Consider the following 25,155-nt stretch of genomic DNA (forward strand, 5'->3'; position numbering starts at 1 on the left):
AATGAAGGCAATCCAGTCGAAAGAAGGAGAGGTAACACTTGCCCATTCTAGATGTTCATAATTTATCAAAAATATATGAGGGTAAAGTGTCCACTCAGGCGCTGAATCATATCCGCTTTTCTGTAGAAAAGGGGGAGTTCGTTGGCATAATGGGCCCATCAGGGAGCGGGAAAACAACGCTGCTCAACACGATTGCCACCATCGACCAACCGACCTCCGGTCAGATTCTGATCAACGGCCGAGATCCTAATCTGCTTAGCAGAAAAGAAAAGGCACTTTTTCGCCGTCATGAGCTAGGCTTCGTCTTTCAGCATTTTAATCTACTGGATACGCTCACTGTAGAGGAGAACATCGTATTACCTTTAACGCTTGCAGGTGCCCGTGTCCCAGAGATGGAGAGCAGGCTAAAAGAGGTCACTACCTTGCTTGGCATCGAACATTTGCTGAAGAAGCGCACGTATGAGGTCTCAGGCGGACAAATGCAGCGGGCGGCTATCGCCCGGGCGATGATTCATCGTCCAGCGTTAATTTTGGCGGATGAGCCCACAGGCAATCTGGATTCCAAAGCCTCAGGGGAAGTCATGAATATGTTGACAGAGGTGAATAAGGAAGAAGGAGCTACGGTGCTGATGGTCACGCATGATGCAGTGGCTGCGAGCTTTTGCAACCGGGTCATCTTTATTAAAGACGGACGTTTCTATAGTGAAATGTACAAAGGGAGTAATAGAGGCGCTTTCTTCCAAAGTATTATTGATATGCTGTCTCTGCTTGGGGGAACCAGCCATGACCTTTCGGCAATTCGCTTATAGGAATGTAACACGTAATAAACGCAAATATGCCGCTTATTTTGTCGTCAGTGCTTTTTCGGTGATGATCTTTTTCGTGTGCGCTTTGTTTATTTACCATCCGGATATTTCAAAGAGCTTAATTTATAGTACGGCGGCTCATACGATGATGGTGGCAGAGGCAATTATTTATGTCTTTTGTTCTTTGTTCGTGCTCGTATCCGTTGGATCCTTCCTGCAGTCGCGGAAGATGGAGTTCGGAATTTTATTGATGCATGGAATGACGAAGAGACAGCTAAACACCATGGTTTTTCTGGAAAATATGATGATCGGCACCTCTGCCATCCTGACGGGTACCCTTCTCGGGTTACTTCTGGGCAAATTATTTCTGATGATCGGATCCACTTTTTTGGGAATTCCCCTGTTAACCTTTCATCTCCCATGGCAGGCACTTGTGCTTACGATCTGCAGCTTCGTGTTATTGTTTTTTCTGATATCGCTTTGCACCTTTGTTTTTATCGGCAATGAGTCACTGATGCGTCTGTTTCAGGGAGAACGTAAGGCAGAAGAAGAACCCAAAGTATCGTTTATATTGTCATTTATCTCTGCTGTACTGCTGATCAGTGGTTATTATATGGCGGCTACTGCAAAAGCTGCTTCCGTAGAGAAAGTCATGTTTCCGGTCGTTGCGATTACGGTTATCGGGACGTATCTCTTTTATACCCAGCTAAGTATTTGTGTGGTTAAGCTGCTTAAGGACATTCGGCGCTTGTATTGGCATCGTACGAATATCATCACTTTATCGGGCTTGTCCTACCGCTGGAAAGAGAATGGCCGAATGTTTTTTATGGTGACGATTGTATCCGCAGTCTCCTTCACTTCAGTAGGGGTATTTGCATCGATACATACACTTTCCAGAGAGCTGAAATTGGATTATCCTGCAGCAGTGGGTTATGTAGCTAAAGGAAATCAGGCGGATGAACCCTTTGATCAGCATCTGAACGAAATTAAGGAAGAGCTCAAGACGCACGGACTCCCTTATGAAGCGCTTAGTATCCCGATTAAATATGCTGAGGTCGAAGCTCAGACTGGACCCGATCGCACTTTACGCCTTCCCTTGATTGCTTTTAGTGATTATAATCTCGCCCTGCAACGTGCAGGTTTCACAACGGCTGAGCGTGCTCTGGTGGGCAACGAAGGTCTGGTGATGATTGGTTCACAGCGGGATCGCAGTTTAACAGAAGGCAGAGTAAAAGCGGTCTATTCCTTGCAGCAAGGACTTGCCATTAAAGAAATAGGTTATACCGCGCAAGTCCCCATTGCTGAATATTTATTGCCGGAGCTGGATGGTAGAGATGGCGGGGATTTTAGTGGTGTCGTGATCAGTGATGAGCTCTACAGCGCTATTGATCCCGTGCAGACGGATCTTTATACAGGTTTTTATGTAGAGGATTTTCCACAGACGGTAGGTATCGCAGATGATCTTGCCCATAAAGGCAAACAGTCCTATGAAAGTGATTCTCCGTATGCGATTGTGATCAGCGGCACGCTGTTTGAACTTCAGAAAACATTGTATAACACAATGCTTTTTGCTTCATTGCTGGTGGGTACTGTCTTTTTTATCGCGGCAGGCAGCTTTCTTTACTTCCGGTTATATACCGATCTTGATCATGATCGCAATCAATATTCCACTTTGTCCAAGATGGGGCTTACGGATAAAGAACTCAATCGAATAGTCACAATTCAGCTCGCTCTATTGTTTTTTGTGCCGGTCGGAATAGCTATTTTACACAGTGTGTTTGCCTTTATTGCGCTTCAACGGTTGTTCTACTTATCTATCGCAACGGAGACAGGCGCGGTGTTACTCGGATATTTGGCTGTTCAAGGACTATACTTCTTTTTTATTCGCAGCCGCTATTTACGCAACCTGAAGAAGAACTTGATATGAGAAATGGGGGTAACAAGAATGCAAGCATGGATTACAGATTTTATGGAGCAGTTTGGTTACTTCGGTATTTTTCTGATGCTGGCCTTTGAAAATATATTTCCACCAATTCCTTCAGAAGTGATCCTGCCCTTTGGAGGATTTATGACCACTACGACGAGCTTAACGATCCCTGGTGTAATCATTGCTGCCACTGCTGGATCACTACTGGGTGCAGTAATTCTCTATTATATTGGCCGATTATTGGATGTGAGCCGGTTAGAGAAACTGGTTGAACGCTGGGGGGGTCTAATTCGCGTTACTAAAAAAGATATCCACAAGGCTGACGCCTGGTTTGATAAATATGGCTATTGGACTGTATTGTTTTGTCGGATGGTTCCGCTGGTCCGCAGTCTGATTTCGATTCCGGCGGGAATGTCAGGTATGAAATTTGGAGTATTTATGATCTTCACAACGATTGGCACATTGGGATGGAATTTGCTGCTTGTGCTTATTGGCGCGGCTTTGGGCGAATCCTGGGAAGACATTGCCATGTACATGGATGTGTACTCCAATGTGGTCTATGTACTAATTGCTGGCGGATTAGTTATTCTTGGGTTTCTGTACTTCCGCAAACGCAGCCGGAGAATGAACACTGAGGGCTAAGCGGGTGGAGGACTGATAATAGAAATGACTATTAAAAAGGAGGGAAACACATGGAGCTATTAACGATTATTAAAGCCATTATTTTGGGGCTTGTTGAAGGTTTAACCGAATTTGCTCCAGTATCCTCCACGGGTCATATGATTATTGTTGATGATATGTGGCTGAAATCACAGGAGTTATTTGGACAATATACGGCAAATACCTTCAAAATAGTTATTCAACTGGGTTCTATATTAGCGGTTGTTGTGATTTTTAGAAATCGATTCATTGATCTGTTGGGCTTAAGGCGTTTCAGCCGTAAGCAGTTGGACCCTGTAACAGAGAAGCTACCGCAGTTAGAGCAGGGGGGGCACCTCAAGCTGACACAGGTTCTGGTAGGGTTAGTGCCTGCAGGTATGTTAGGTGTTCTGTTTAATGATTATATTGATGAGCATTTATTCTCTACCTCAACGGTGTTAATTGGTCTAGTGATCGGGGCTATATTAATGATTATTGCGGATCTGTTTGGGCCGAAGAAGATCAGAACTGAGAGTGTAGATCAGATTACATACAAACAGGCACTTGGTGTAGGTCTTGTACAGTGTTTTTCGTTATGGCCTGGATTTTCACGCTCGGGCTCGACGATTTCTGGTGGCGTAATCCTCGGGATGAGCCATCGTGCCGCTGCTGATTTTACGTTTATTATGGCAGTACCCATCATGGCAGGTGCCAGTCTGTTGTCACTGATGAAGAACTGGCAATATTTCACCATGGACGCGCTGCCGTTTTTTATTGCAGGCTTTATTAGTGCCTTCCTATTTGCGCTGTTATCGATGCGTTTCTTCTTAAAACTGATCAATCGTATCAAGCTCTTACCGTTTGCTATATACCGTATAATTCTTGCTGCTGTAGTATATTTCGTATTTTTCTAAGTCCGTTATAAGGAATCGATATAACAGAAGCCCCAGTAATCTATTGCAGATTGCTGGGGCTTTCACGTATGATGACATCAGATTAAGACACTCAAATGATGAATGATATCGGAGACAGGTGCTGACCGGAAAATAGTAATTCGGTAGGCTTAATAGGGAAATTCGGTTCGAAGCCGATGCGGTCCCGCCACTGTAACGGAAGAATCTCGAGCAACAGAGGTCACTGGCAATTTACTACTGCTGGGAAGACTGCTCAAGATGTTGACGCCGCTAGCCAGGAGACCTGCCTGTTTCAACAGCACTGCTTCACCTACGGAAGATAGGGAGGTGTTAGACGTTAACCATGGGTATATCATGGGCGTCTTTCCCTTTGACTTTTTTAGGGAAGGGCGCTCTTTTTTATAGGAAAGCAAGTAGTTTTGGAGTTTGAAATAAGAGATTGAAGAGGGAGTGTATCGAAATGACGAATAAGGTAAAAGTAAGCAATCTTGGATATCCGAGAATCGGAAAGAACCGCGAATGGAAAAAGGCACTGGAGGCATTCTGGCAGGGGAAAATAAATGAGGAGCAATTCCGCTCCGAAATGGCAGCAATCCAGCTGCAGCATTTGAAGACCCAGCAAGAAGCAGGAATTGAGCTTATTCCGGTAAATGATTTTACATTTTATGATCATGTGTTGGATGCGGCTGTTATGTTTGGAATCGTACCTCCACGGTATGCGTATGATGGCGGCGACATCGGGCTTGATCTTTATTTTGCAATGGCCCGTGGTAATGCTGAGGCTACTGCCTGCGAGATGACCAAATGGTTCAATACGAACTATCACTATATCGTTCCAGAGATCGGCACACAAACACCACGCCTGACTGAAAACAAACCTCTAGCGGCTTATCGTTTTGCTAAATCGCAGGCAGGGATTGAAGGTAAACCGGTACTTTTAGGTCTGTATACCTTCCTTAAGCTGTCCAAAGGTTACGCAGCGGCAGATATCGCCAAGATTGCTGCACGTTTTGTTCCAGTCTATGTTCAACTGCTACAGGAACTGAAGCAAGAAGGGGTAAGCTGGGTACAAATCGATGAGCCAGCGATTGTTACAGGCATAAGTAAAGAAGAATTAACACTGCTTAACTCGATATACACAGACATTGCCGGCTCCGTGCCGGGCTTGAATATTATTTTACAGACGTATTTTGAAGCTGCTGAGCCGCTGGAGGCACTGCTAGAGCTGCCTGTTCAAGGCTTGGGTCTTGACTTTGTGCACGATGGTGGAACGAATCTGGCTTCCATCGAACGTCTTGGCTGGCCGAAGGACAAATGGCTGGGTGCCGGAATTATTGATGGACGGAACATTTGGCGTTCCGATTTAGACGCTAAGCTGCAACTGGTAGAAAAGCTCAGCGTTCATGTACCGCTTGATCGTCTTATTCTTCAGCCTTCTTGCAGTCTGCTGCATGTCCCAGTCACCGTTCAAGGTGAAGTGAAGCTGAAGGCGACAGTTAAGAATGCGTTAGCCTTTGCCGATGAGAAGCTTAAAGAGCTTAGTCTGCTCGGAGCAGCCATCGCAGATAAAGGAGAAGCTTCTCAAGCAGCGCTGGCCGCTAGTCGTGAAGCTATTGCAGCGTTCCGCGCACTACCTGAGCGTGGCCGTAAGGATGTGGCGGAGCAAGTGCTTGCACTTGCAGCTCTACCAGACCAACGCAGTCTGCCTTTTGCTGAGCGCTTAAAGGTGCAGCAAGAGAAATGGCAGCTTCCACTTCTGCCAACCACTACAATTGGTAGCTTTCCGCAGACAGTCGAAGTGCGCCAGGCGAGATTGAAATGGCGTAAAGGGGTCTGGAATCAGGAGCGTTATGATGGATTTGTTCGTGAGCAGATCGCGGATGCAATTACCTTCCAAGAAAAGCTAGGTCTGGATGTTCTGGTCCACGGCGAGTTCGAGCGTACAGATATGGTGGAGTTTTTCGGAGAAAAGCTGGATGGATACTTGTTTACTAGTAATGGCTGGGTTCAATCCTACGGTTCCCGTTGCGTTAAGCCGCCGGTGATCTACGCGGATATTGCATTTATACAGCCTATGACTGTTAAAGAAAGCGTCTATGCACAATCGTTGACGAAGCTTCCGGTTAAAGGAATGTTGACGGGCCCTGTTACTATCCTCAATTGGTCATTTGTACGTGATGATCTCAGCCGGGAAGAGGTAGCCAATCAAATTGCTCTTGCCCTTCGCCATGAAGTAAAAGCGTTGGAAGATGCAGGCATCGAAATGATTCAAGTGGATGAGCCGGCTATTCGTGAAGGACTTCCGCTAAAGGCAGAAGACCGTGAGCATTACCTGAACTGGGCAGTGAAGTCGTTCCGTGTTGCCACGAACCATGTGAAGGCTACGACACAAATTCATACGCATATGTGCTATAGCGAATTTAATGACATGATCGATTCAATATCGGCTATGGATGCTGATGTAATCTCCATTGAGACTTCACGTAGCCATGGTGAGCTGATTATCAGCTTTGAGGAGCAGGCCTATGATAAAGGAATCGGTCTTGGAGTGTACGACATCCATAGCCCGCGGGTTCCAGCTGTCGAAGAAATGACTGCGAATATCGATCGTGCGCTGTGGGTGCTTGACCCTGAACAGTTCTGGATTAATCCGGATTGCGGTCTGAAAACGCGTGGCTGGCAGGAGACAGAGGATGCACTACGTAACATGGTAAGAGCTGCTGCTATTGCGAGGGAAAAGACAGGGGTTATTGCTTCTAAATAGACTTAAATAAATTAGAGCCAGGGTAATTTACCCTGGCTTTTTAGTTCAATTATTTTTTTGTAATCAGCTACTTGATAATAATTCTCAATCTTGTTAGAATGAAAAAGAAAAAGAAGGAACCGTGGAGGGTCCCTTTAGGCATTTACTTATTTACTTTCGAAAGTTTTGCAATCTGTTTCTTCTGCGCGTTTTGGTTCTTGGGAGCTGTGGAAAGCTACGAAGATCGATTCAGCGCTGCATTTGTTCTCTTCTGCCCAGTGGGTGCAGGAGTTAACTTCACAAACTACGTCTTTTGCCATGAGGGTTCACCTCCCCTTTTAGTAATTGACAGTATCATTCAAAGAACGGCTCTGTTCAGCAAGGTGGAGCTTGTCTCAGCAAAGCCGTGTCACGCCCTCATTCATTATGAATAGAGGGTATTTGGATTTTTTTACTAGGTTAGACGTGGTAATTGTACCAAATAATGAGTTTGTAAGCAAATGAGTTCTTTAACTTTCAGGACCCCTCCCACATAAAAAATATGTCCAATAAGAGCCGCAGAAATGCGGCTTTTTGTGTATTTCAACATGAAAAACCAAAAGAAATTTACCGAAATTCCATATTCCAGTGCAACCTTCCAAGTTTTGGGGCGTCAAAGAAATGAGAGACGGAAGAGATCTGTATAGAACATGACATTCCGTAACGTTACAATGCTAGGGATTACCACTACATTTTTGGAGGAATGAGAATGCGCAAATGGGGTCTGCATTACTTATGTTTATTAATTCTTGCGGTGGTATTGGCAGGTTGTGGCTCGGGTGATAACAATTCGGCAGCTGACAAATTAGCTAGTGACGGCGGAAATACGAGTAATTCTGCTGCAGCAACAACTGAGCAATCTTCAAAAGCTACATTAGCGGATAAGAATACCTCAGCAGAGGCTGAGACAGCAGCGGGAGGCAACGAAGCCCCAGTTGAAAAAGGTTTGACATCAGAGAACACGGATCAAGCAAACGCGGGATTCACGGGCAGTGATGTCGTGGAAGGATTGAACAAGAAGCTTATCTATCATGCCAATCTGACTATGGAAGTAGAAGACTACGGTAAAGCTCAGACTGAAATTCGAAACATGGTAACGATGGCTAAAGGATATATTATAGAGTTTAACGAGAACATGTCGCAATATGAGCAAGGGGGGACGTTTATCCTTAAGGTGCCAGCCTCCGGATTCTCTCATTTTCTGAATAATTTGGAAAAAGTAAAACACGAATCGCTACAGCGCAGCATTCAAGGTCAGGATGTCTCGGAGGAGTATGTTGATCTAGAGTCGCGTCTGAAGGCAAAGCAGTTAATGGAAGCTCAATATACTGAGTTTATGAAAAAAGCAACGAAATCAAGTGATCTGGTCGCCTTTGCAAACGAGCTTGGTTCGATTCAAGAAACGATTGAGCAGATCAAAGGCAGAATGCGATATATAGATCAGAACGTATCCTTTTCAACGGTAGAGCTTAGAGTGTACCAGACGGATGAGAGCTTAGCTGTGAAGGAAAAGGCAGAGCAAGGTCCATTGCTGGAACGCGCATCAGATGCTTTAAAAGGAAGCCTGAACGCACTATCTGTTATGTTTCAGTGGATTTTTGTAATTCTTGCAGGCGCATTGCCGATTCTAATCGGTGCGGGCATTATTTTAGCCATCGTTTGGTTTGCCCGCAAAAATATCCGCGTACGACGGGAGCAGCAGACCCAGCGGATACGGCAGGAAAATCGGGAGCTGAACAAGGAGGTACTCCCTGCACCAGCAGAGCCAAAGGTGACAACCTCAATAAAGGATAAGAAAGCGAACGAGGACGAGAATAAAGAATAAGCTCCTATGAATTAAAAAGCCTCCAATTCATGGTATACCGTGAATTGGAGGCTTTTCTATAAGACAGTACAGTTTCGCACGTTATCGAAGATTAGGCAGGCTGGAAGAGTACACGATACTCGCCATAGCCCTCTTTCTCCAGATCCTCTTTCGGTATAAATCGCAGTGCCGCTGAATTAATGCAGTAGCGCAGGCCGTTTTCCCCTGGACCATCGTCGAAGACATGACCTAGATGGGAATCTGCTACTTTGCTGCGCACTTCTGTGCGAACCATCAAATGGCTGAGGTCCGTCTTTTCCTTCACGGCGTAATCGCGGATTGGACGTGTAAAGCTGGGCCAGCCACAACCGGAATCGTATTTATCCTGCGAACTGAATAATGCTTCACCAGATACGATATCTACATAAATGCCTTCTCCGTGGTGATCCCAAAAATCATTTCGGAAAGGTGACTCTGTAGCGCTATTCTGAGTGACTTCATATTGAAGTGGCGTCAGACGTTCTTTCAAGCTTAGTTTATCTTCTTTATGTGTCCAGTGGGTTTCGATAAAATCCTCTCGGCCGGAACCCTTACGGTAACGTTTGTAGTGGCCCGGGTTCTTACGATGGTAGCCCTGATGATATTCTTCGGCAGGATAGAAGGTTGCTGCCGGGAGGATCGGGGTAACAATCGGGCTAGCGAATCGTCCGCTTTCTTGCAAAGCTGCCTTGGAAGCCTCTGCTTGTTGCTTTTGCTCTTCAGAATGGGTGAAGATAGCCGTTCCGTAAGAGGTGCCGCGATCATGGAATTGTCCACCCGCATCGGTTGGGTCAATTTGCTGCCAGAATAATTCAAGCAGCTTGCTATAAGGGAAAATTTCTGGGTTGAACGTAATTTGTACCGCTTCAACATGTCCTGTGGTTTCGGAGCATACCTCTTCATAGGTAGGATTCACTGTATGCCCGCCAGTATAGCCGGAGACGACACTAATAATGCCTGGCAATTCCTCGAACGGCGAGACCATGCACCAGAAGCATCCACCTGCAAAGGTTGCTTTTTCCGCCTTGGAATTTATATGGTTAGTCTGATGTTCACTCATTAATATCCCTCCATTCATGTAATGCAATTAAATAGATCACAATCTAATTATAAAGCAAATAACCACAGCCTGCTAGCTTCCGCCAAATAAGCTCTCTGTTACCTAGTGTTTTTTTACTTCCTGTGAACTGTAACGAAAGCTTAGTCCGGCTATAATAAGCACAATGGCATAAACAACGATGGCTATAATCGCATTTCCAGGGTTCTGGAACAGTTGATCCCCAAGGAAGGCATACAAGGCGATGCCTGGGATTTTTCCAATAGCTGAGGCAGCTAGATAACTCCAGAAGGGCAGCCCGGCTGCTCCGGCATAGATGTTAACTGCTGTCTGCGGGATAATCGGCAAGAGACGTGCTAAGACAATAGAAGCAAAGGGCCGCCGTTCTATGCCTTTTGTGAATTTTTCAAGTAAGGGAATAGAAGTCAGATAAGCTCTCGCTTGATCTTGAAATAAGAACTTCACTACGCCGAAAAGGAATGCGGCAGCAAGGGTTGTAGCTACCCAGCAAATTAAAGCACCAGCCAAACTTCCGTATGCATAACCAAAAAATCCGATGACCGCTTTGTACGGTACAACTGGAAAGAGAGCCAGTAAAGTTGCGATCCCTATAGAGCCAAAAAGATTATGATCCTCTTTCATCCAGCTAAGGATGTCATATCTGTAGATAAACGCAAGGATTGTGCCCGAAACATAAAGAATAATCGAGAACCATTTTCTCATAGCTAATATACCCTTTCTTCCACTCATTCATCTCATCATACGGGATAAAAAGTAAATATTGAAGTGAAGATCATTGTCGGCGAACGCCAAGCAGGTATAATAGCATTTATAGAGAACAAAGAGAGAGATGAATTCTTGAATTATAAAGAGGGGAGTTAGATCAGTGATCGTTTCTGTACGCAAAAGAGTCGCCATCATCGGGATTGGCAATATCGCCCGCAAAGTATATTTGCCACTGCTCTCTCAGCATGGACAAGTTGAGGTAGTGGGGGTTCTCAGTCACTCGTCCACAACAGTAGAGCAAGCTGTTAATGCCTATCGCTTTCCTAAAGGTACGACAAATTTGGACGAGCTGTTGTCTTGGGATCTGGATGCAGTATTTGTGCATAGCCCAACGACGACCCATTATGATATAGTAACAAAATGTCTCGAACAGGGGATTTCGGTGTATGTAGATAAGCCGCTGTCCTATGATCTGGAAGAATCCAGAAGGATGGCAGAGCTGGCAGAAAATAAAGGGCTGCTGCTAGGAGTGGGCTTTAATCGGCGTTTTGCCCCAATGTATGTCACCGCCAAGAGTTGGCTCGAGGAAGCTGGAGGCATTAGCCATTGCCACGCGATTAAACATCGCACGAAGCTGCAATTAGGCAGCAGCCGTGAGACTGTACATGACGACTTGATTCATATGCTTGATCTGCTGTTATGGTTATGTGGAGATCAGTATGAGCTGCTTCGCAGTAATCTTCAATCCAATGGAGAGGGGCGACTTGTCCAGGCATCTGGAATGCTGGGTTGGGAGCAAGGCTCAGTGGGGATGTATAGTATGGTTCGTGAGGCTGGTGTTGATTTGGAGAAGCTGGAGCTGCACGGTAATGGCCGTTCGGTGGAAGTGGCAGATCTGGACCAAGCCATCCTATATGAAAAAAATGCTTTGCCACGGACCCAGAGCTTTGGAAGCTGGGATACGGTGCTGGATAGAAGAGGTTTCGGTGGAATGGTAGATCATTTCCTGAACAATATAAATACACCAGAGTTATGCAGTATTGCTGCTTCAGCAGTTCTGCCTAGTCATAGATTGGCAGCTCAGCTTGCTGAATGAGGTCTCTAAGAAAGGAGTAAAATATGGAAGACAACCGTAAATTAGTGGAGGAACAAATCATCGAAAGCTATAAGCGGGAGGAAGAGATGATGATCCTTGTATTCGCCCAGTGGTGCGTGAATCAAGGACTCGACCCGCACAGTTTATATTTGCAGGCTTATCCACAGCAAGAAGGGAATGAAGCCTTGCGAAAAGCGCTTGCCCTAACGGTTTCTGCGGAGGAAGCAGGGGATATTTCCGATGACACAGTTCTCGGCGTACTCTCCTTATTCGGAAATGATGACTTGGCGCAAATCGTGACAGAAGCGATTGCTCAAAGGGAATCTAAAGCACATACAGGGGATTGACAACGAGGATATAATGATAATGTCAGATGAACTTTTTTTAGTAAACGATGTTCATCAGGGATGAAATGTGTTAATATTATATATACTAACTAATAGTAAGTTTCGCTAGTGAGAGGTGAGAACAATGGAAGAACATCAAATTTCGATGTGTCCCAGATTTGAGACAGCCTTCTCTTTCTTAGGCAAACGTTGGAATGGACTTATTATTCAGACATTGATGAGTGGACCGAAGCGGTTTAAAGATATTTCCGGCCTCATTCCTTCAATGAGCGATAAGATGCTGTCCGAGCGGATGAAGGATTTGGAAGGTGAGGGTATTCTGGTTAGACATGTATACCCGGAAACACCTGTACGTATTGAATATGAACTAACAGACAAAGGCCGTGCGCTGGAGCCTGTTATGCAGCAGATTCAGTCTTGGGCTGAGAGCTGGGTAGAGTAGAAATCAAAGTCGTGTTGTGGCCCTTTTTCCTGAAGAACGGAGGAGGGCTTTTCAATTTTTAAATAAAAACCTTGCACAGATCGAAAAAATCTGTAATATAATAGAAAAAACGTTGTATGTTCCTTGAATGGAAACGCTTGCAATATTGGTTTTTGCTCAAATCTACTCAGCTGGAGTACAGGCATAGCAAAACTATTAGGAGGCGAGGGAGATGAAGACCACCCTGTTTTCCCGGGAAATAACGTATGGAAAAAAGGATGTTACTGAGCTGGAGAACGCTTCGATCAAAGTACAGCTCATCTATGACAAGACGTTGTTCATGCTGCATAGCCATCTTCCAGATTCCTTATGGGATGCGTGGATTGGTGTGCCTTACAGCATTATCTCTTCACTCTACAAAGGCAACAATGATAGCGGGACTATTTTTCAAAAATGGATTCAAAGTCCTTCTGGCTGGAAATGTATCGGCTGTGAACGGCATTGTCTGGAGTCGACGGAACCTCTTCAAGAAGTGAATGTGGCGAGTAATCAACGACAATATAAGTTCCATAATGGCATTCGCCAAAGCATGGTGCTACAAGCCCTAATTTGGTCCATGTACGAGAATACCGTATTATTCAAACCCTTTTTAGGGGATGAGCCCTTTTTTGATGAAGATGATTTGCATACGATATCCTCTTATTTCGTGCCAACTTATCTTAACGATCTACGTCTACTGGAGCAGTCTAAGCCTTGTAAAGAGTACAAAGATCAGAATATACAGATTTATCAGGAATGGATATCCGCCCCTGACCTTGTCCTCAAATGGAATGGTGGCCTGACAGAAGGCAGATGGATGACCGGTGTTTATATGGATCACTCCCGCTTTGCTGGTTTAGGACCTTATTTAAAGGACGCAAAGGGTAAGCGAACGTATATGCAGGCTTATGTTCAATAAAAGATACAGATTTGGTGTGACCGAATAGATAAATGTAAGACAAATAACATTACTGATGCCCGTGTGGTAAACAAAAGACAGGTCGATTGTGGGGATATATCTCCATGATTGACCTTTTTCGTTCAACAAAGAGATACAATTTTCGTGAGTACAATCACAAGTCAAAACTCCTTTCAGGGTTAAGGTGAACAGGTAGAAAAGATTTTTTCAGAACCTGATCACATATCCCGAGGAGGAACTATTATGGAAACTAAACAACCTAATGATAGAATTTCAGATTTACAGCATAAGCAATCGGTGCAACCTGGATTTACTCCAGATGCCCTTGTAAAAGATATTGTGCTGCAATTCCCAAAAGCTGCGGATTATTTCAAGTCCAAACGGATTGATTTCTGCTGTGGAGGCGCCAAACCTCTTGCTGAAGCAGCTGTAGAGCGTGGACTAGATCAAGAGATGATCATTAGTGATCTCAACAAGCTATTCGAGGAATATCCGGTACCACAAGAAGAACTCGCATGGAACACAGCACCTTCTGCAGAGTTAATCGACCATATAGTGAGTAAACATCACCATTACCTGCGGGAAGAGCTGCCCCTAATTAGCCAAAATGTAACTAAGGTATACCGGGTTCATGGCGGAGATTCACCTCATTTAGAAGAGTTATATAGCTTGTTTAATACACTTAAGGAAGATCTGCTTCAGCATACAGCTAAAGAAGAGGAAGACGAGTTTCCAAAATTATTAGCGTATGATGCCAATCCAAGTGAAGAAGGGCTGACCATACTTCGTGAGGCATTAATTGACCTTGAGAGTGAACATGACACAGCAGGCGATATATTGAGACAAATACGCAAAATAACAGATGATTTCACCCCACCGGCTCATGCTTGTACAACCTATCGTTTGACTTATGCCCGGCTAGAGGAGCTGGAGAGCATGACTTTTGAACATGTTCATCTGGAGAATAATATATTGTTCCCTAGATTCCAGTAGAAAAAATGAGTTTTCAAAGAGTCCCTTAGGGGACTTTTTTTATATTTGAGAACAAAGCTTATTTACGTTATTCTTAAATAGACAGTATGCATAACTTACTACAAGCCTGAGACGCTGTGTGGTCATTAGGCGGGACAAGGCGGTGTCACTATGCCCACGAAATATATGTGGAGGTTGTTACTAGGATTAGTCATCGTATTCATAATAGGTGGATGTTCGACTCTTGCTGACGTTAATAATGAAGGGAATAATGGCTTAGCAGGATCAGACGGGCCTACGCTTTCGCTTATCGTTGCGGGAAATGACTTGCTGACCAACCCTTTGGACAAGCAGCTTAGCGAGAGCTACAGAAAAGGGATAACGATCTTTGACCTACTGAAAGGTAGTGGGAAGGCCACCTTTTCTGAGGATAACACAAGCATTCTAACGGTAAATAATATTTCACTCAGTCCAGGAATGAATTGGGAGCTGCAAATGGATGGGGAGACCATTGGATCTGAGGATTGGGGTCGAACCGTCGGGCATGAATCAAAATTAGTAATTACGGCGATGTCTAAGGAACAAGAGGAACCCCTTCAAATTGTGTTGTTGACCGTGAATGGCGGAAGTGAGCAAGTGAATTTGAATCATTCATATGTTATGGGATTTACTGAAGATTTAACAGTGAGAGGTTTGTTGAAGAACAGCAGTGTGGTGCAGTTGACCGAAGACAACAAAAAGGTGTTATCCATTGGTGATTATACTCCTCTTAGCAATGAAGTTTGGAAGATGAAGGTGAATGGGAAGCAGCTGCTTGAGAATGGAATGGACATGAAGCTTAGAGTGCAGGATGAATTGGAGATTTTATTGGCTATACGTTAAAAAAAGTACATAAATGCCAGATCTACGGTTATTCAGAACCTGTGATCTGGCTTTTTTTATTAGAATTTAGAACCTAACAAAGTTGTCTTATTTTTTATGTGAAAATATTCACATTTAATGTGACTGTAATCACAATCTCTCTTAAATTTTGAAATGTATAATTTCATTATGTAGAAGATAAGTTGAAGCAAAGTTCAACAAGAACGGATAAGACTGAGGAGGCACCTAACTATGGCAGCGAAGAGAGAAAAATTAGTATTAGTCGGCAACGGTATGGCAGGCATAGGTACGCTAGAGCAAATATTGAAGCTAGGTGGAGCTTATGACATTACGGTCTTTGGAAGCGAACCTCACCCCAATTATAATCGGATCATGTTGTCCTATGTTCTCGAAGGCAGCAAAACCATCAACGATATCATCCTAAACGACTGGAACTGGTATGAAGATAACAACATTACCTTGCATACAGGAACAACAGTTACGCGAATTGACGAGCATTCCAAGCAAGTAATTGCGGATAACGGTATGGCTGTTTCTTACGATAAAGTGATTATTGCAACGGGTTCGAATTCATTTATTTTACCTGTACCTGGTTGTGATAAGGAAGGCGTAGTGGGTTTCCGGGATATTGCAGATTGTGATGCGATGCTAGCTGCGGCTAAACAATACAACAAAGCGGCGGTAATCGGCGGAGGCTTACTTGGATTGGAAGCGGCAAAGGGTCTTGTGAACCTTGGCATGGACGTTACTGTAGTGCATCTGATGGAAGATCTAATGGAGCGCCAGCTTGATCGTAATGCCTCCTCTATGTTGCAAGCTGAGCTAGAGCGTCAAGGCGTGAAATTTGCCATGGGCAAACAAACAGTAGAATTGACAGGGGAACAGAGAGTAAGTGGTTTACAATTTAGTGATGGCACTACACTTGCAGCTGATTTTGTAGTTATGGCTGTAGGCATCAAACCGAATATAACTGTGGCAAAAGAAAGCGGAATTGCTGTTAATCGTGGAATTGTAGTGGACGATTATTTGCAGACCTCTATGCAGAATGTATATTCCATTGGCGAATGTGCCGAACATCGCGGAGTTTGTTACGGATTAGTAGCGCCGCTCTTCGAGCAGGGTATGGTTCTAGCTAAACATCTCTGCGGAAGCGATACAAATCCATATGAAGGTTCTGTTGTCTCCACCAAATTAAAAATTTCCGGTGTGGATGTATTTTCTGCAGGTGAGTTTATGGATTCCCCTGAGCACACTGTAATCTCAAGCAAAGATGAATGGAAGCGAACCTATAAGAAAATTCTGCTCAAAGACAATGTCATTGTTGGTGCAGTCCTGTTCGGGGATGTGACGGAGTCGGCTAACCTGCAAAAGTTAGTAAAACAAGGCGCTGTAATGACCGATGAAATTTATACAGAGGTTATGGGGACGGGCTGCTGCGGAAGTGGATCCAAAAAGAGCACGTCCGTAGAAGCGATGGCGGACGAAGAAATCGTTTGTGGCTGTAACGGGGTTACGAAAAAAGCGATTGTGGATGCGGTCATAGAAAATGGTTTTACTACTGTGGACGAAATAAAAGCATGTACAGGAGCGACGCGCTCTTGCGGAGGTTGTAAACCGGTTGTAGAACAAATTTTACAATTTGTCCTGGGTGATAGTTTTGAGCAGTCTGCCAAGCAAGGAATTTGTAGCTGCACAACGCTTAGCCGGGATGAGATTGTTGCTGAGATTACAGCTAAAGGTCTTAGTACTACTAAAGAGGTTATGCATGTACTGGGTTGGAAACAAGAGGAAGGCTGCTCTAAATGCCGTCCGGCGATTAACTATTATCTGGGGATGATAAATCCGGATACACATCAAGACGAGAAGGAATCACGCTTTGTTAATGAACGTATGGGAGCCAATATTCAGAAAGACGGAACCTATACCGTTATTCCACGCATGTACGGCGGGGTAACGACACCGGAGGATTTGAAGAAAATCGCCGATGTCTCCCTTAAATATGATGTAAAAGTTGTGAAGGTGACGGGTGGGCAACGCCTGGATCTAATCGGGGTGAAAAAAGAGGATCTGCCGAAAGTATGGGAAGAGCTCGATATGCCATCAGGTTATGGTTATGCCAAGTCGCTACGTACCGTTAAGACTTGTGTGGGTTCACAGTTCTGCCGTTTCGGCACACAGGATTCGCTGGGAATGGGCGCGCTCATAGAACGTAAGTATGAACGTCTTGATTTTCCTGCCAAGTTTAAAATAGCTGTCAACGGCTGCCCACGTAACTGTGCGGAATCCTGCACGAAGGATATTGGCATCGTCGGTAATGACGGCGGTTGGGAAGTATTTATCGGTGGTAACGGTGGGATCAAACCACGGATTGCTGATTCCTTCTGCAAAATTAAGACCGATGAAGAGTTGATCGAAGTGTGCTCCGCTGTGATGCAATATTATCGTGAGACCGGTAATTATTTGGAGAGAACCTCCGAGTGGGTTGAGCGTATGGGACTTGAGCAGATTCAAATGGTCATTTTGAATAATGAAGATAACCGCAAAGAGCTGGCCGCACGGATTGACTTTGCTCTGACTCAGGTGACGGATCCTTGGAAAAAAATGCTCAATGACAGTAGCACTCGTACTGCGCTTTTTGAAGAAACAAGAGTCTAGCGGATATAACGCACACAGAAGGGGAGAGACCAATGAATAAGACCACACAAACGTATGCAATAGGCTCAGTACAGGATTTCCTGCTGCAGATTGGCCGTGTAGTGATAGCTGGAGATGTTGAACTGGCTGTATTTCGTGCCTCTGACGGAGCCATCTATGCAGTAGAGAATCGTAGTCCTCATCCTAAGGGTGGCCCGCTTGCGGAAGGGATCGTGTCAGGTCACTATCTGTACGATCCGCTGTACGATTGGAAAATCGATCTGCGCACGGGCGAGGTGCAGGCACCTGACCAAGGTAGTGTTGTGACTTATCCAGTCACTCTGGACGGAGAGAAAGTTACAGTAAGCGTGTAGACACCGAAGCTGGTAGTAATAGATTTAATAGAAAACGGTGGGGTGGAGTGTTATGTTTACGCAAAGTGTGGAGAGCATCGTAGAAACGGCAGTCAGTAAGCGGGACAAAATGAATGAAAGCTTACCAAGATATTTTCTAGCAGCCCTGTTGGCAGGTGCATATGTAGGCATTGGGATTATCCTTATTTTCTCTCTAGGAGCACCGCTAGCAGCTGCTAAATCTCCTTTCCAACCGCTTATTATGGGTACATCCTTCGGCATCGCCTTGACGCTTGTAGTATTTGCAGGCTCAGAACTGTTTACTGGGAATAATATGTTTTTTACTGTAAGTACACTGGCAGGCAGAACCAGTATCTGGGATACGGTTAAGAACTGGATTCTTGTATTCATCGGAAATGTGGTAGGTGCAGTGATTTTAGCGCTTTTAATTCGTGGGACTGGGTTGTTCAGTGCTGCGCCGCCAGAGCATTTGATCTTTACAGCCGCTGCTAAAAAAATGAGTCTCCCGTTCTCTGAGCTGTTTTTTCGTGGAATCCTATGTAACTGGCTGGTCTGTTTAGCGCTATGGATGTCCTCACGTGCTAAAAGTGAATCTGCTAAGCTAATTTTAATCTGGTGGTGTCTGTTCGCCTTTATCGCAAGCGGATATGAGCATAGTGTGGCTAATATGACTCTGCTTAGTGTTGCTGTGTTGCTCCCGAATCATCCGGAAACCATTACGATAGCTGGATGGCTGCATAATATGATCCCTGTAACTTTGGGGAATATCATTGGTGGGGGCGTATTTGTCGGCATGGCCTATTGGCTGATCTCACCAGTGCGTGGTACTCGCAATAACCGTTAAATCCATTTTTAATTAACTATATTAGAGCTGAACCGATCTTGGGTTTAGCTCTTTTTTTGTTGAATATAAAAAAAAGACACCTGCATTAGGCGCCTTGGACCACTCTATTTTATATTATGCAGAATAATTGGGTCATGTATGTTTCATTGAGGTGAATAGAGGGTATATTATAACGGAATTAGATCCGGCAGATTTCGTTCGGACACAGTTCGCAGTGGCAAATTTCTTGCAGCATGCCAAGGTCCTTGATGACAATCATACCGTTCTCATACTCAACAGCATCTTTTTTACGCAGGTCGCTCAGCATCCGGTTAACACTTTCACGAGTGGCACCGATCATGTTGGACAAATCTGTATGCGTAATTTTTTTGTTGATAAGGATATTCTCACCATCGCTGCTCTTCTCACCATAGGTATTGCCAAGACGAATGAGCGTGGAGCATAGTGCACCAGGTTTGCCGTACATCATTAGATCACGGAATTTAGTTTGGGTGAGACGGTGATGAATACCCATCCATTTCATAAAGTCGATAGCAAAGTCACAATGTTGGCAGATGAGAATTTCTAGATCCTTTTGTTCGATGACGCCAACTTCACTTTCTTCAATCACTTCGGCTGTAAAGCTATGCTTAGTGCTGAAGAATGGATCTGCTTGACCTACCATATCGCCAGCTTGATACATATAAAGAATGAGTTCTTTACCTTCATCAGTAGATTTAGTTAATTTCACACGTCCACGTTTGATATAAAACAATTTATCCGAGTAGTCGCCTTCCCAGAATAGATGTGAACCCTCTGGAACTATGCGCTCTTTCATTGTAACTAGAAGTCTGTTGAAATTCTGTTCGGAGAAACAGTTTGTATTTCCGTGGGCTTCGATAACATTGTAATGTTCTTTTAGCATAATCGACATCCCCTTTATTCCCTCAGTTTTTCAGTAAATTTTAAATTAATTATACCTTGAAAATCCCTCGAATTGGTTATAAAAAATCGTTTAAAAGTGTCGAATTTTCAACATTGTGATAAATTTCACTTCTAAAGTGTTCGATGTAATATTCTTTTTAACTAAAAAAGAGTAAGTGATCTCACGTTTATGATATATGAACAGCGGCTATCCATTATTCTCAAATACTGGGTTAATCGCTGTTTTTTTGCGTCCCCGTTAGATTGTAACATATAACACAGTTGAAATTCATGTTAAAGAAATTAGTTTTATCTCAACTCCGTATAAATGCACACATCTTCATTACGGTCGGACATTGGCTCTATTGCTATGCAGCGATATCCTGAAATTGGAGCAAAAATCAGGAGAAGGAGAAATCATATATGGCTAAAGTAGCAGACAAATATCTTAAGGTTGATCCGTGGGCAATTATTGAAGAGGGCTTTGATCCAGAAAGAAATCGGACTTCGGAATCTATTTTTTCATTGGGTAATGAATACATGGGTGTACGCGGATATGCAGAGGAAGGGTATTCAGGTGACACCCTGCAAGGAAGTTATTTTAATGGATTAAATGAACAATTGGATATTGGCAATCACTATAAAGGGATTATTCGCTCGCTGAGATATATGGTGAATGCGGTGGACTGGCTGTATACACGTCTATCTGTAGATGGTGAACAGCTTGATTTAGCAAAAAGCAACGTAACAGATTATGTGCGCAAGCTGGATCTTCGTAAGGGTACGTATCGGAGAGAGCTAATCTGGCATCTAAACGATGGCAAGTCGCTAAAAGTAGTCTTTACACGTCTGGTCAGCATGACTATGTCTCATTTGGGGTTGCAGCGGGTGGAGTTTGAACCCCTTAATTTCTCAGGGAGCGTGGACATTTGTGCAGGTCTTGATTTCGGCATTATTCATGAAGAACGCGGCGAATGTATGTGGAACAGTCTCCGCAGCGGAGTAAGTGGAGCGTCCTCTGCTATTATGGCCAGTACAGTGAACACTGGGAATAAGCTGTTCTCAAGCTTTACCTTACAATCCTCGCAGCCGTTGCAGCTCACTGCTACTGAGAGTGATAAGTTTATTGGACAAAATTTCACTCTGGACCTTACGGAAGGAGAAGTTTCCTATTTTACCAAACTGGTTATGAACTATTCGGATAGTGATTCTGCCCATACAGCTGAAGAACTGTGGAACAAAGGTCTGTCTCTTGCTGAAACAGCAAGCCAATTGACAGATACCCAAATAATCGCTGATCAGACAGCTTATTGGAAGGGCATCTGGGAGACAAGTGATATCCGAATTGAGGGCGATCCTGAGAATCAGCAGGGTATTCGTTTCTGTATCTTCCAGCTTTATCAGACCTATCATGGCGATCATCCCGGATTTAATATTGGTGCCAAAGGGCTGACGGGTGAAGTATATCGTGGGTTGGCTTTTTGGGATACAGAATCCTATTGCTTACCGTTCTATATGTTCAATAATCCAAGGGCTGCCCGGAGCTTATTGGAATTCAGATATAAAACATTGCCGCAGGCTATGCAGCGCGCTAAAGAGGTGGATTGTGAGGGAGCCTGCTATCCAATTGCTACTATAGATGGAACAGAAAGCTGTGATCTCTGGCAGCACTCTAATCTTCAGCTTCATGTAGGGACTGCTGTTTCTTATGGCATTTGGCATTATGTCAAAAATACCGGTGATAAAAGCTTCCTGCACAGTAAAGGGGCTGAGATGCTGATTCAGATCAGCAGATTCTATGCTACACGTGGCCAATGGGGGCAACGCAGCGGGGAATATGGTTATTTTGGCGTTATGGGCCCTGATGAGTTCCAATTGATGGTCAATAACAACTGCTACATTAATCTGATGGCTCAACAATCTTTTGAATACACCCTAGAGACTCTTCGGGAGATGAAAGAACAGGCTCCTGCTGCTTTTGCAGCTGTGGTAGAGAAAACAGAACTTCATGACGAGGAACTCACCGATTGGGAAAACAAGGCGCAGCATATGCGGATTCCGGTTGACGAAGTGACAGGAGTTTATGAAGAGCATGATGGGTTCTTCGATATGCCACATATTGATATTCATTCGATTCCTGTTACAGAATTCCCGTTATATTCGAACTGGTCATATGATCGTTTATATCGCTATGACATGATTAAGCAGCCGGATGTACTTATGTTTATGTTCTTGTACAGCGGACAATTCTCTAAAGAAGCGAAGCTGGCGAACTATGAATATTACGAGCCTAGATGTATTCATGAGTCTTCGCTGTCACCTTCGATCCACTCCATTTTGGCGAGTGAAATCGGCAAACCCGAGGAAGCATATTCGTTTTTTGAATTTGCTACTCGACTGGATTTAGACAACTATAACCGTAATACCCGTGAAGGGCTGCATACTACCTCAATTGCAGCTGCTTGGATGAATATTGTTTACGGCTTTGGTGGAATGCGTTCGGATAGAGCACGTCTGTCCTTTCAGCCAACCCTGCCAGAACGCTGGGATGAATATAGCTTCCAAGTATTGTATGAAGGAGTGCTTCTGAGAATTGCGGTCGACAAAAATTCAGTAACAATCACTGCGGTTAATGGTGGAAGTACCGAAATTATAGTGTACGGACAGTCGATTACAGTGGATGCTTCCGGGAAGACGCTTCCGCTAGGCGAAGGGATGCTGGCAGGATGAACTGGATCGTAAAGGAGAGTTGTTTTGATAAACAGCTTGTGACGACGAACGGTAACAAATATATGTTAGGCAACGGCTACATGGGGTATCGCGGCACACTGGAGGAATTCAGTAAAACTGAGCTAGTAGCTGTCACCCTCGCAGGACTATATGACAAAGAGGGGGACAAATGGAGAGAACCAGTTAATGCCCCTAATGGATTGTTGACCAAAGTTTTCTGTAATGATCAGCTCTTAAGTGTGCTTGACTGTGAACCGGTCGTTCATACTCAGGAGCTGAATATCCGAAATGCCATTCATCATCGGAGCACTGAATATGCTGTATCTGACGGTGGGGCGTTGACGTTTACCGCAGATCGTTTCGTAAGCCAGGATAATCTTCACTTGCTCGTTAGTAAATACTCTATTCGCAGTACTCAAGACTGCCGAGTAGCGATTGAGACGGGAATTGACGTAGATGTGTGGGATATCAATGGGCCTCATCTTTACGGACAAAAGGTACAGCTCAAGGACGAGGTGCTGATCTCTTCTTCTGTTAGCGGAGAATTGAAGATTCCGGTTGTTGTGGCGGAGAGGGCGTATTTCAGTTTTGGTGAGGAGCTACTGGAAGATGGGGCTGCTGTTCGCCGGATTTCTTTTGATGCCCGTGCGGGTGAGACGTATGAATGGTTTAAGTATGTAGCAGTCTATACTGGACTTGATGCGGATCAGCCGGAGACGGAAGCTGTTAAATCTGTCCATGCTGCTGAGGCGTTGGGTTATGAGGCGTTATTTAAGGCTCATCGTCTGTTATGGGACGAGAGATGGTCACACAGCGATGTAATCATCGAAGGTGATGAAGCTGCCCAATTTGCCTTGAGATATAGTATCTATCAGCTGTTAATCATTGCCCCTACAGTTTCGGAGAAGGTGTCTATTCCAGCCCGGGGATTATCGGGTCAGGTATATAAGGGAGCTGTATTCTGGGATACGGAAATGTTTATGTTGCCGTTTTTCCTGCACAGTGATCCTAAGGTAGCGCGGAACTTGATGATGTACCGGATTCATACATTGGATGGTGCTCGCCGTAAGGCAGCGGAATATGGATTTTTGGGCGCATTTTATGCTTGGGAAAGTCAGGATACGGGAGACGATGCCTGTACGCTGTTTAATGTGAACGATGTATTTACAGGCCGGCCGATGCGGACCTATTTCCGCGATAAGCAGGTTCATATCAGTGGTGACGTTGTGCATGGGATCTGGAAGTATGTTCAATTCACAGGCGATGAAAGTCTGCTTACTAGTGGAGGAGCTGAGGTGATCTGGGAATGCGCTCGCTTTTTCTACTCTTACGCTTACTATAATTCGGTTAAACAGCGGTTTGAGATTCTGGATGTAACAGGTCCGGATGAATATCATGAGCGTGTGAACAATAATGCTTTTACCAATGCACTGGTTAAAGAGACGCTGGAGATTGCCTTGCATACGGCAGCTTTGCTGCAAGAGAAGTATCCTGAGGCCTACGGTCAATTGTCCGCTCCGTTTAGCTCAGGGCCATTCCTGAAGGAGTTCAAAACGATGCTGGATAGCTTTTATGTTCCACAGCCTGATCCTGCCAGTCTTGTTATTGAACAATTCGACCGGTACCTCACCTTGGAGGATGTAGAACTAACAGAACTGAAATCACGTGTGCTTAATAAAAATGAGTATTTTGGCGGCGGCAATGGCTTAGCTACCACCACAACCATACTTAAACAAGCAGACGTTGTGTTGATGCTGAATCTGTTTAAACACTCCTTTAGCAAGGAAGTGAAACAAGCGAACTGGGGATTTTACGAACCGCGTACGGAACATGGATCAAGCTTAAGCCCTTGTATCTACGCTTTGGTAGCTGCTGATATTGGTTCACCGGATTGGGGCTATCCGTATTTTATGCGTACGGCTACCGTCGATCTCACCGGCGAATCTAAGCAATATGTAGGGGATCTCTACATCGGAGGGACTCATCCAGCTGCGAATGGTGGTGCTTGGATGGCTGCGGTTCTTGGCTTTGCTGGGCTGGACTACGACGGAGGGGTTGTGCACATCAATCCATCTCTGCCGCAACATTGGCAGTCCGTTCAGCTTCCGGTTACACTGCGCGGCGATGCCATCCAACTGCGGATCAGTAAGGATGAAGTCACTGTGATCACAGCTGCTGATTACAGTGGAGACTTAGTATTCTCGGTGCAAGGCGGAGAAGGCAAGTCGTGCTCTGCTGGTGAGAACCTTCGACTGGCTTTGTCGAAACAGGAGTATAAATATTAATACACAACGGAGAGG

At 44.6% G+C, this 25,155-nt stretch carries 21 protein-coding genes and 1 riboswitch; of the genes, 17 read left to right on the forward strand and 4 right to left on the reverse strand.

Annotated elements, in window-relative coordinates:
* The first annotated feature begins 38 nt into the window (after positions 1 to 38).
* From MHH49_RS18980 to metE, 5 genes are all read left to right on the forward strand, one after another.
* A complete protein-coding gene (locus tag MHH49_RS18980; protein WP_036682980.1) occupies positions 39 to 809 on the forward strand; it encodes an ABC transporter ATP-binding protein in 771 nt (256 codons plus the stop codon).
* A complete protein-coding gene (locus MHH49_RS18985; RefSeq protein ID WP_038572572.1) occupies positions 784 to 2,733 on the forward strand; it encodes an FtsX-like permease family protein in 1,950 nt (649 codons plus the stop codon). The genes MHH49_RS18980 and MHH49_RS18985 overlap by 26 nt, the downstream gene beginning before the upstream one ends.
* Before the next feature lie 18 nt (positions 2,734 to 2,751).
* Positions 2,752 to 3,375, forward strand: coding sequence for a DedA family protein (locus MHH49_RS18990; RefSeq protein WP_036682974.1), 624 nt, complete (start codon positions 2,752 to 2,754; stop codon positions 3,373 to 3,375).
* Positions 3,376 to 3,425: 50 nt separating this feature from the next.
* Entirely contained in the window at positions 3,426 to 4,286 is an 861-nt protein-coding gene (locus MHH49_RS18995) for an undecaprenyl-diphosphate phosphatase (RefSeq protein ID WP_341138414.1), read from the forward strand.
* 99 nt (positions 4,287 to 4,385) lie between these two features.
* Positions 4,386 to 4,591: riboswitch (cobalamin riboswitch) on the forward strand.
* A gap of 155 nt (positions 4,592 to 4,746) precedes the next feature.
* Positions 4,747 to 7,050 carry a 5-methyltetrahydropteroyltriglutamate--homocysteine S-methyltransferase gene (gene metE, locus MHH49_RS19000; RefSeq protein ID WP_341138415.1) on the forward strand — a complete coding sequence of 768 codons (2,304 nt, stop codon included), beginning with the start codon at positions 4,747 to 4,749 and terminating at the stop codon, positions 7,048 to 7,050.
* A gap of 146 nt (positions 7,051 to 7,196) precedes the next feature.
* On the opposite strand, the gene MHH49_RS19005 is transcribed toward metE, so the two are convergent.
* Positions 7,197 to 7,349: a DUF1540 domain-containing protein gene (locus MHH49_RS19005; RefSeq protein WP_076098619.1), complete on the reverse strand. Its 153-nt coding sequence runs from the start codon at positions 7,347 to 7,349 to the stop codon at positions 7,197 to 7,199.
* A gap of 428 nt (positions 7,350 to 7,777) precedes the next feature.
* Between MHH49_RS19005 and MHH49_RS19010 the strand changes: the two genes are divergently transcribed.
* Positions 7,778 to 8,893, forward strand: coding sequence for a DUF4349 domain-containing protein (locus MHH49_RS19010; RefSeq protein WP_341138416.1), 1,116 nt, complete (start codon positions 7,778 to 7,780; stop codon positions 8,891 to 8,893).
* A gap of 91 nt (positions 8,894 to 8,984) precedes the next feature.
* On the opposite strand, the gene msrA is transcribed toward MHH49_RS19010, so the two are convergent.
* On the reverse strand, positions 8,985 to 9,971 hold the full coding sequence (gene msrA / locus MHH49_RS19015) for a peptide-methionine (S)-S-oxide reductase MsrA (RefSeq protein ID WP_038572566.1): 987 nt from the start codon (positions 9,969 to 9,971) through the stop codon (positions 8,985 to 8,987).
* Positions 9,972 to 10,073: 102 nt separating this feature from the next.
* Positions 10,074 to 10,691, reverse strand: coding sequence for a TVP38/TMEM64 family protein (locus MHH49_RS19020; RefSeq protein WP_036682965.1), 618 nt, complete (start codon positions 10,689 to 10,691; stop codon positions 10,074 to 10,076).
* A gap of 163 nt (positions 10,692 to 10,854) precedes the next feature.
* Here MHH49_RS19020 and MHH49_RS19025 point away from each other — a divergent pair, with 163 nt between their 5' ends.
* From MHH49_RS19025 to MHH49_RS19065, 9 genes are all read left to right on the forward strand, one after another.
* Entirely contained in the window at positions 10,855 to 11,790 is a 936-nt protein-coding gene (locus tag MHH49_RS19025; RefSeq protein ID WP_341138417.1) for a Gfo/Idh/MocA family protein, read from the forward strand.
* A gap of 23 nt (positions 11,791 to 11,813) precedes the next feature.
* Positions 11,814 to 12,137: a hypothetical protein gene (locus tag MHH49_RS19030; RefSeq protein WP_036682960.1), complete on the forward strand. Its 324-nt coding sequence runs from the start codon at positions 11,814 to 11,816 to the stop codon at positions 12,135 to 12,137.
* A 124-nt stretch (positions 12,138 to 12,261) separates the two neighbouring features.
* Positions 12,262 to 12,579 (forward strand): winged helix-turn-helix transcriptional regulator, encoded by a 318-nt coding sequence (locus tag MHH49_RS19035; protein WP_036682958.1) that lies wholly within the window; start codon positions 12,262 to 12,264, stop codon positions 12,577 to 12,579.
* Positions 12,580 to 12,790: 211 nt separating this feature from the next.
* A complete protein-coding gene (locus MHH49_RS19040; RefSeq protein ID WP_341138418.1) occupies positions 12,791 to 13,516 on the forward strand; it encodes a hypothetical protein in 726 nt (241 codons plus the stop codon).
* 297 nt (positions 13,517 to 13,813) lie between these two features.
* Positions 13,814 to 14,509, forward strand: coding sequence for an iron-sulfur cluster repair di-iron protein (ric, locus tag MHH49_RS19045; RefSeq protein WP_076215358.1), 696 nt, complete (start codon positions 13,814 to 13,816; stop codon positions 14,507 to 14,509).
* Between the two features lie 150 nt (positions 14,510 to 14,659).
* The gene (locus MHH49_RS19050; protein WP_036682955.1) at positions 14,660 to 15,370 is read left to right on the forward strand and encodes a hypothetical protein; all 711 of its coding nucleotides are present in this window, start codon (positions 14,660 to 14,662) and stop codon (positions 15,368 to 15,370) included.
* Positions 15,371 to 15,601: 231 nt separating this feature from the next.
* On the forward strand, positions 15,602 to 18,025 hold the full coding sequence (nirB, locus tag MHH49_RS19055) for a nitrite reductase large subunit NirB (RefSeq protein WP_341138419.1): 2,424 nt from the start codon (positions 15,602 to 15,604) through the stop codon (positions 18,023 to 18,025).
* A gap of 32 nt (positions 18,026 to 18,057) precedes the next feature.
* Positions 18,058 to 18,378, forward strand: coding sequence for a nitrite reductase small subunit NirD (gene nirD / locus MHH49_RS19060; protein ID WP_076104367.1), 321 nt, complete (start codon positions 18,058 to 18,060; stop codon positions 18,376 to 18,378).
* A 52-nt stretch (positions 18,379 to 18,430) separates the two neighbouring features.
* Entirely contained in the window at positions 18,431 to 19,222 is a 792-nt protein-coding gene (locus MHH49_RS19065) for a formate/nitrite transporter family protein (RefSeq protein ID WP_036682946.1), read from the forward strand.
* A gap of 178 nt (positions 19,223 to 19,400) precedes the next feature.
* Here the strand turns inward: MHH49_RS19065 and MHH49_RS19070 are convergent, their stop codons facing one another.
* A complete protein-coding gene (locus MHH49_RS19070; protein ID WP_036682945.1) occupies positions 19,401 to 20,126 on the reverse strand; it encodes a Crp/Fnr family transcriptional regulator in 726 nt (241 codons plus the stop codon).
* A 422-nt stretch (positions 20,127 to 20,548) separates the two neighbouring features.
* On the opposite strand from MHH49_RS19070, the gene MHH49_RS19075 reads away from it, so the two are divergent.
* A complete protein-coding gene (locus MHH49_RS19075) occupies positions 20,549 to 22,855 on the forward strand; it encodes a glycoside hydrolase family 65 protein (RefSeq protein ID WP_076141629.1) in 2,307 nt (768 codons plus the stop codon).
* A complete protein-coding gene (locus tag MHH49_RS19080) occupies positions 22,852 to 25,140 on the forward strand; it encodes a glycosyl hydrolase family 65 protein (RefSeq protein ID WP_076141628.1) in 2,289 nt (762 codons plus the stop codon). Before MHH49_RS19075 ends, MHH49_RS19080 begins: the two co-directional genes overlap by 4 nt.
* Positions 25,141 to 25,155: the final 15 nt, after the last annotated feature.

Origin of the sequence: Paenibacillus sp. FSL F4-0122 (assembly GCF_038002845.1) — a bacterium.
GTDB lineage: Bacteria > Bacillota > Bacilli > Paenibacillales > Paenibacillaceae > Paenibacillus_AQ > Paenibacillus_AQ odorifer.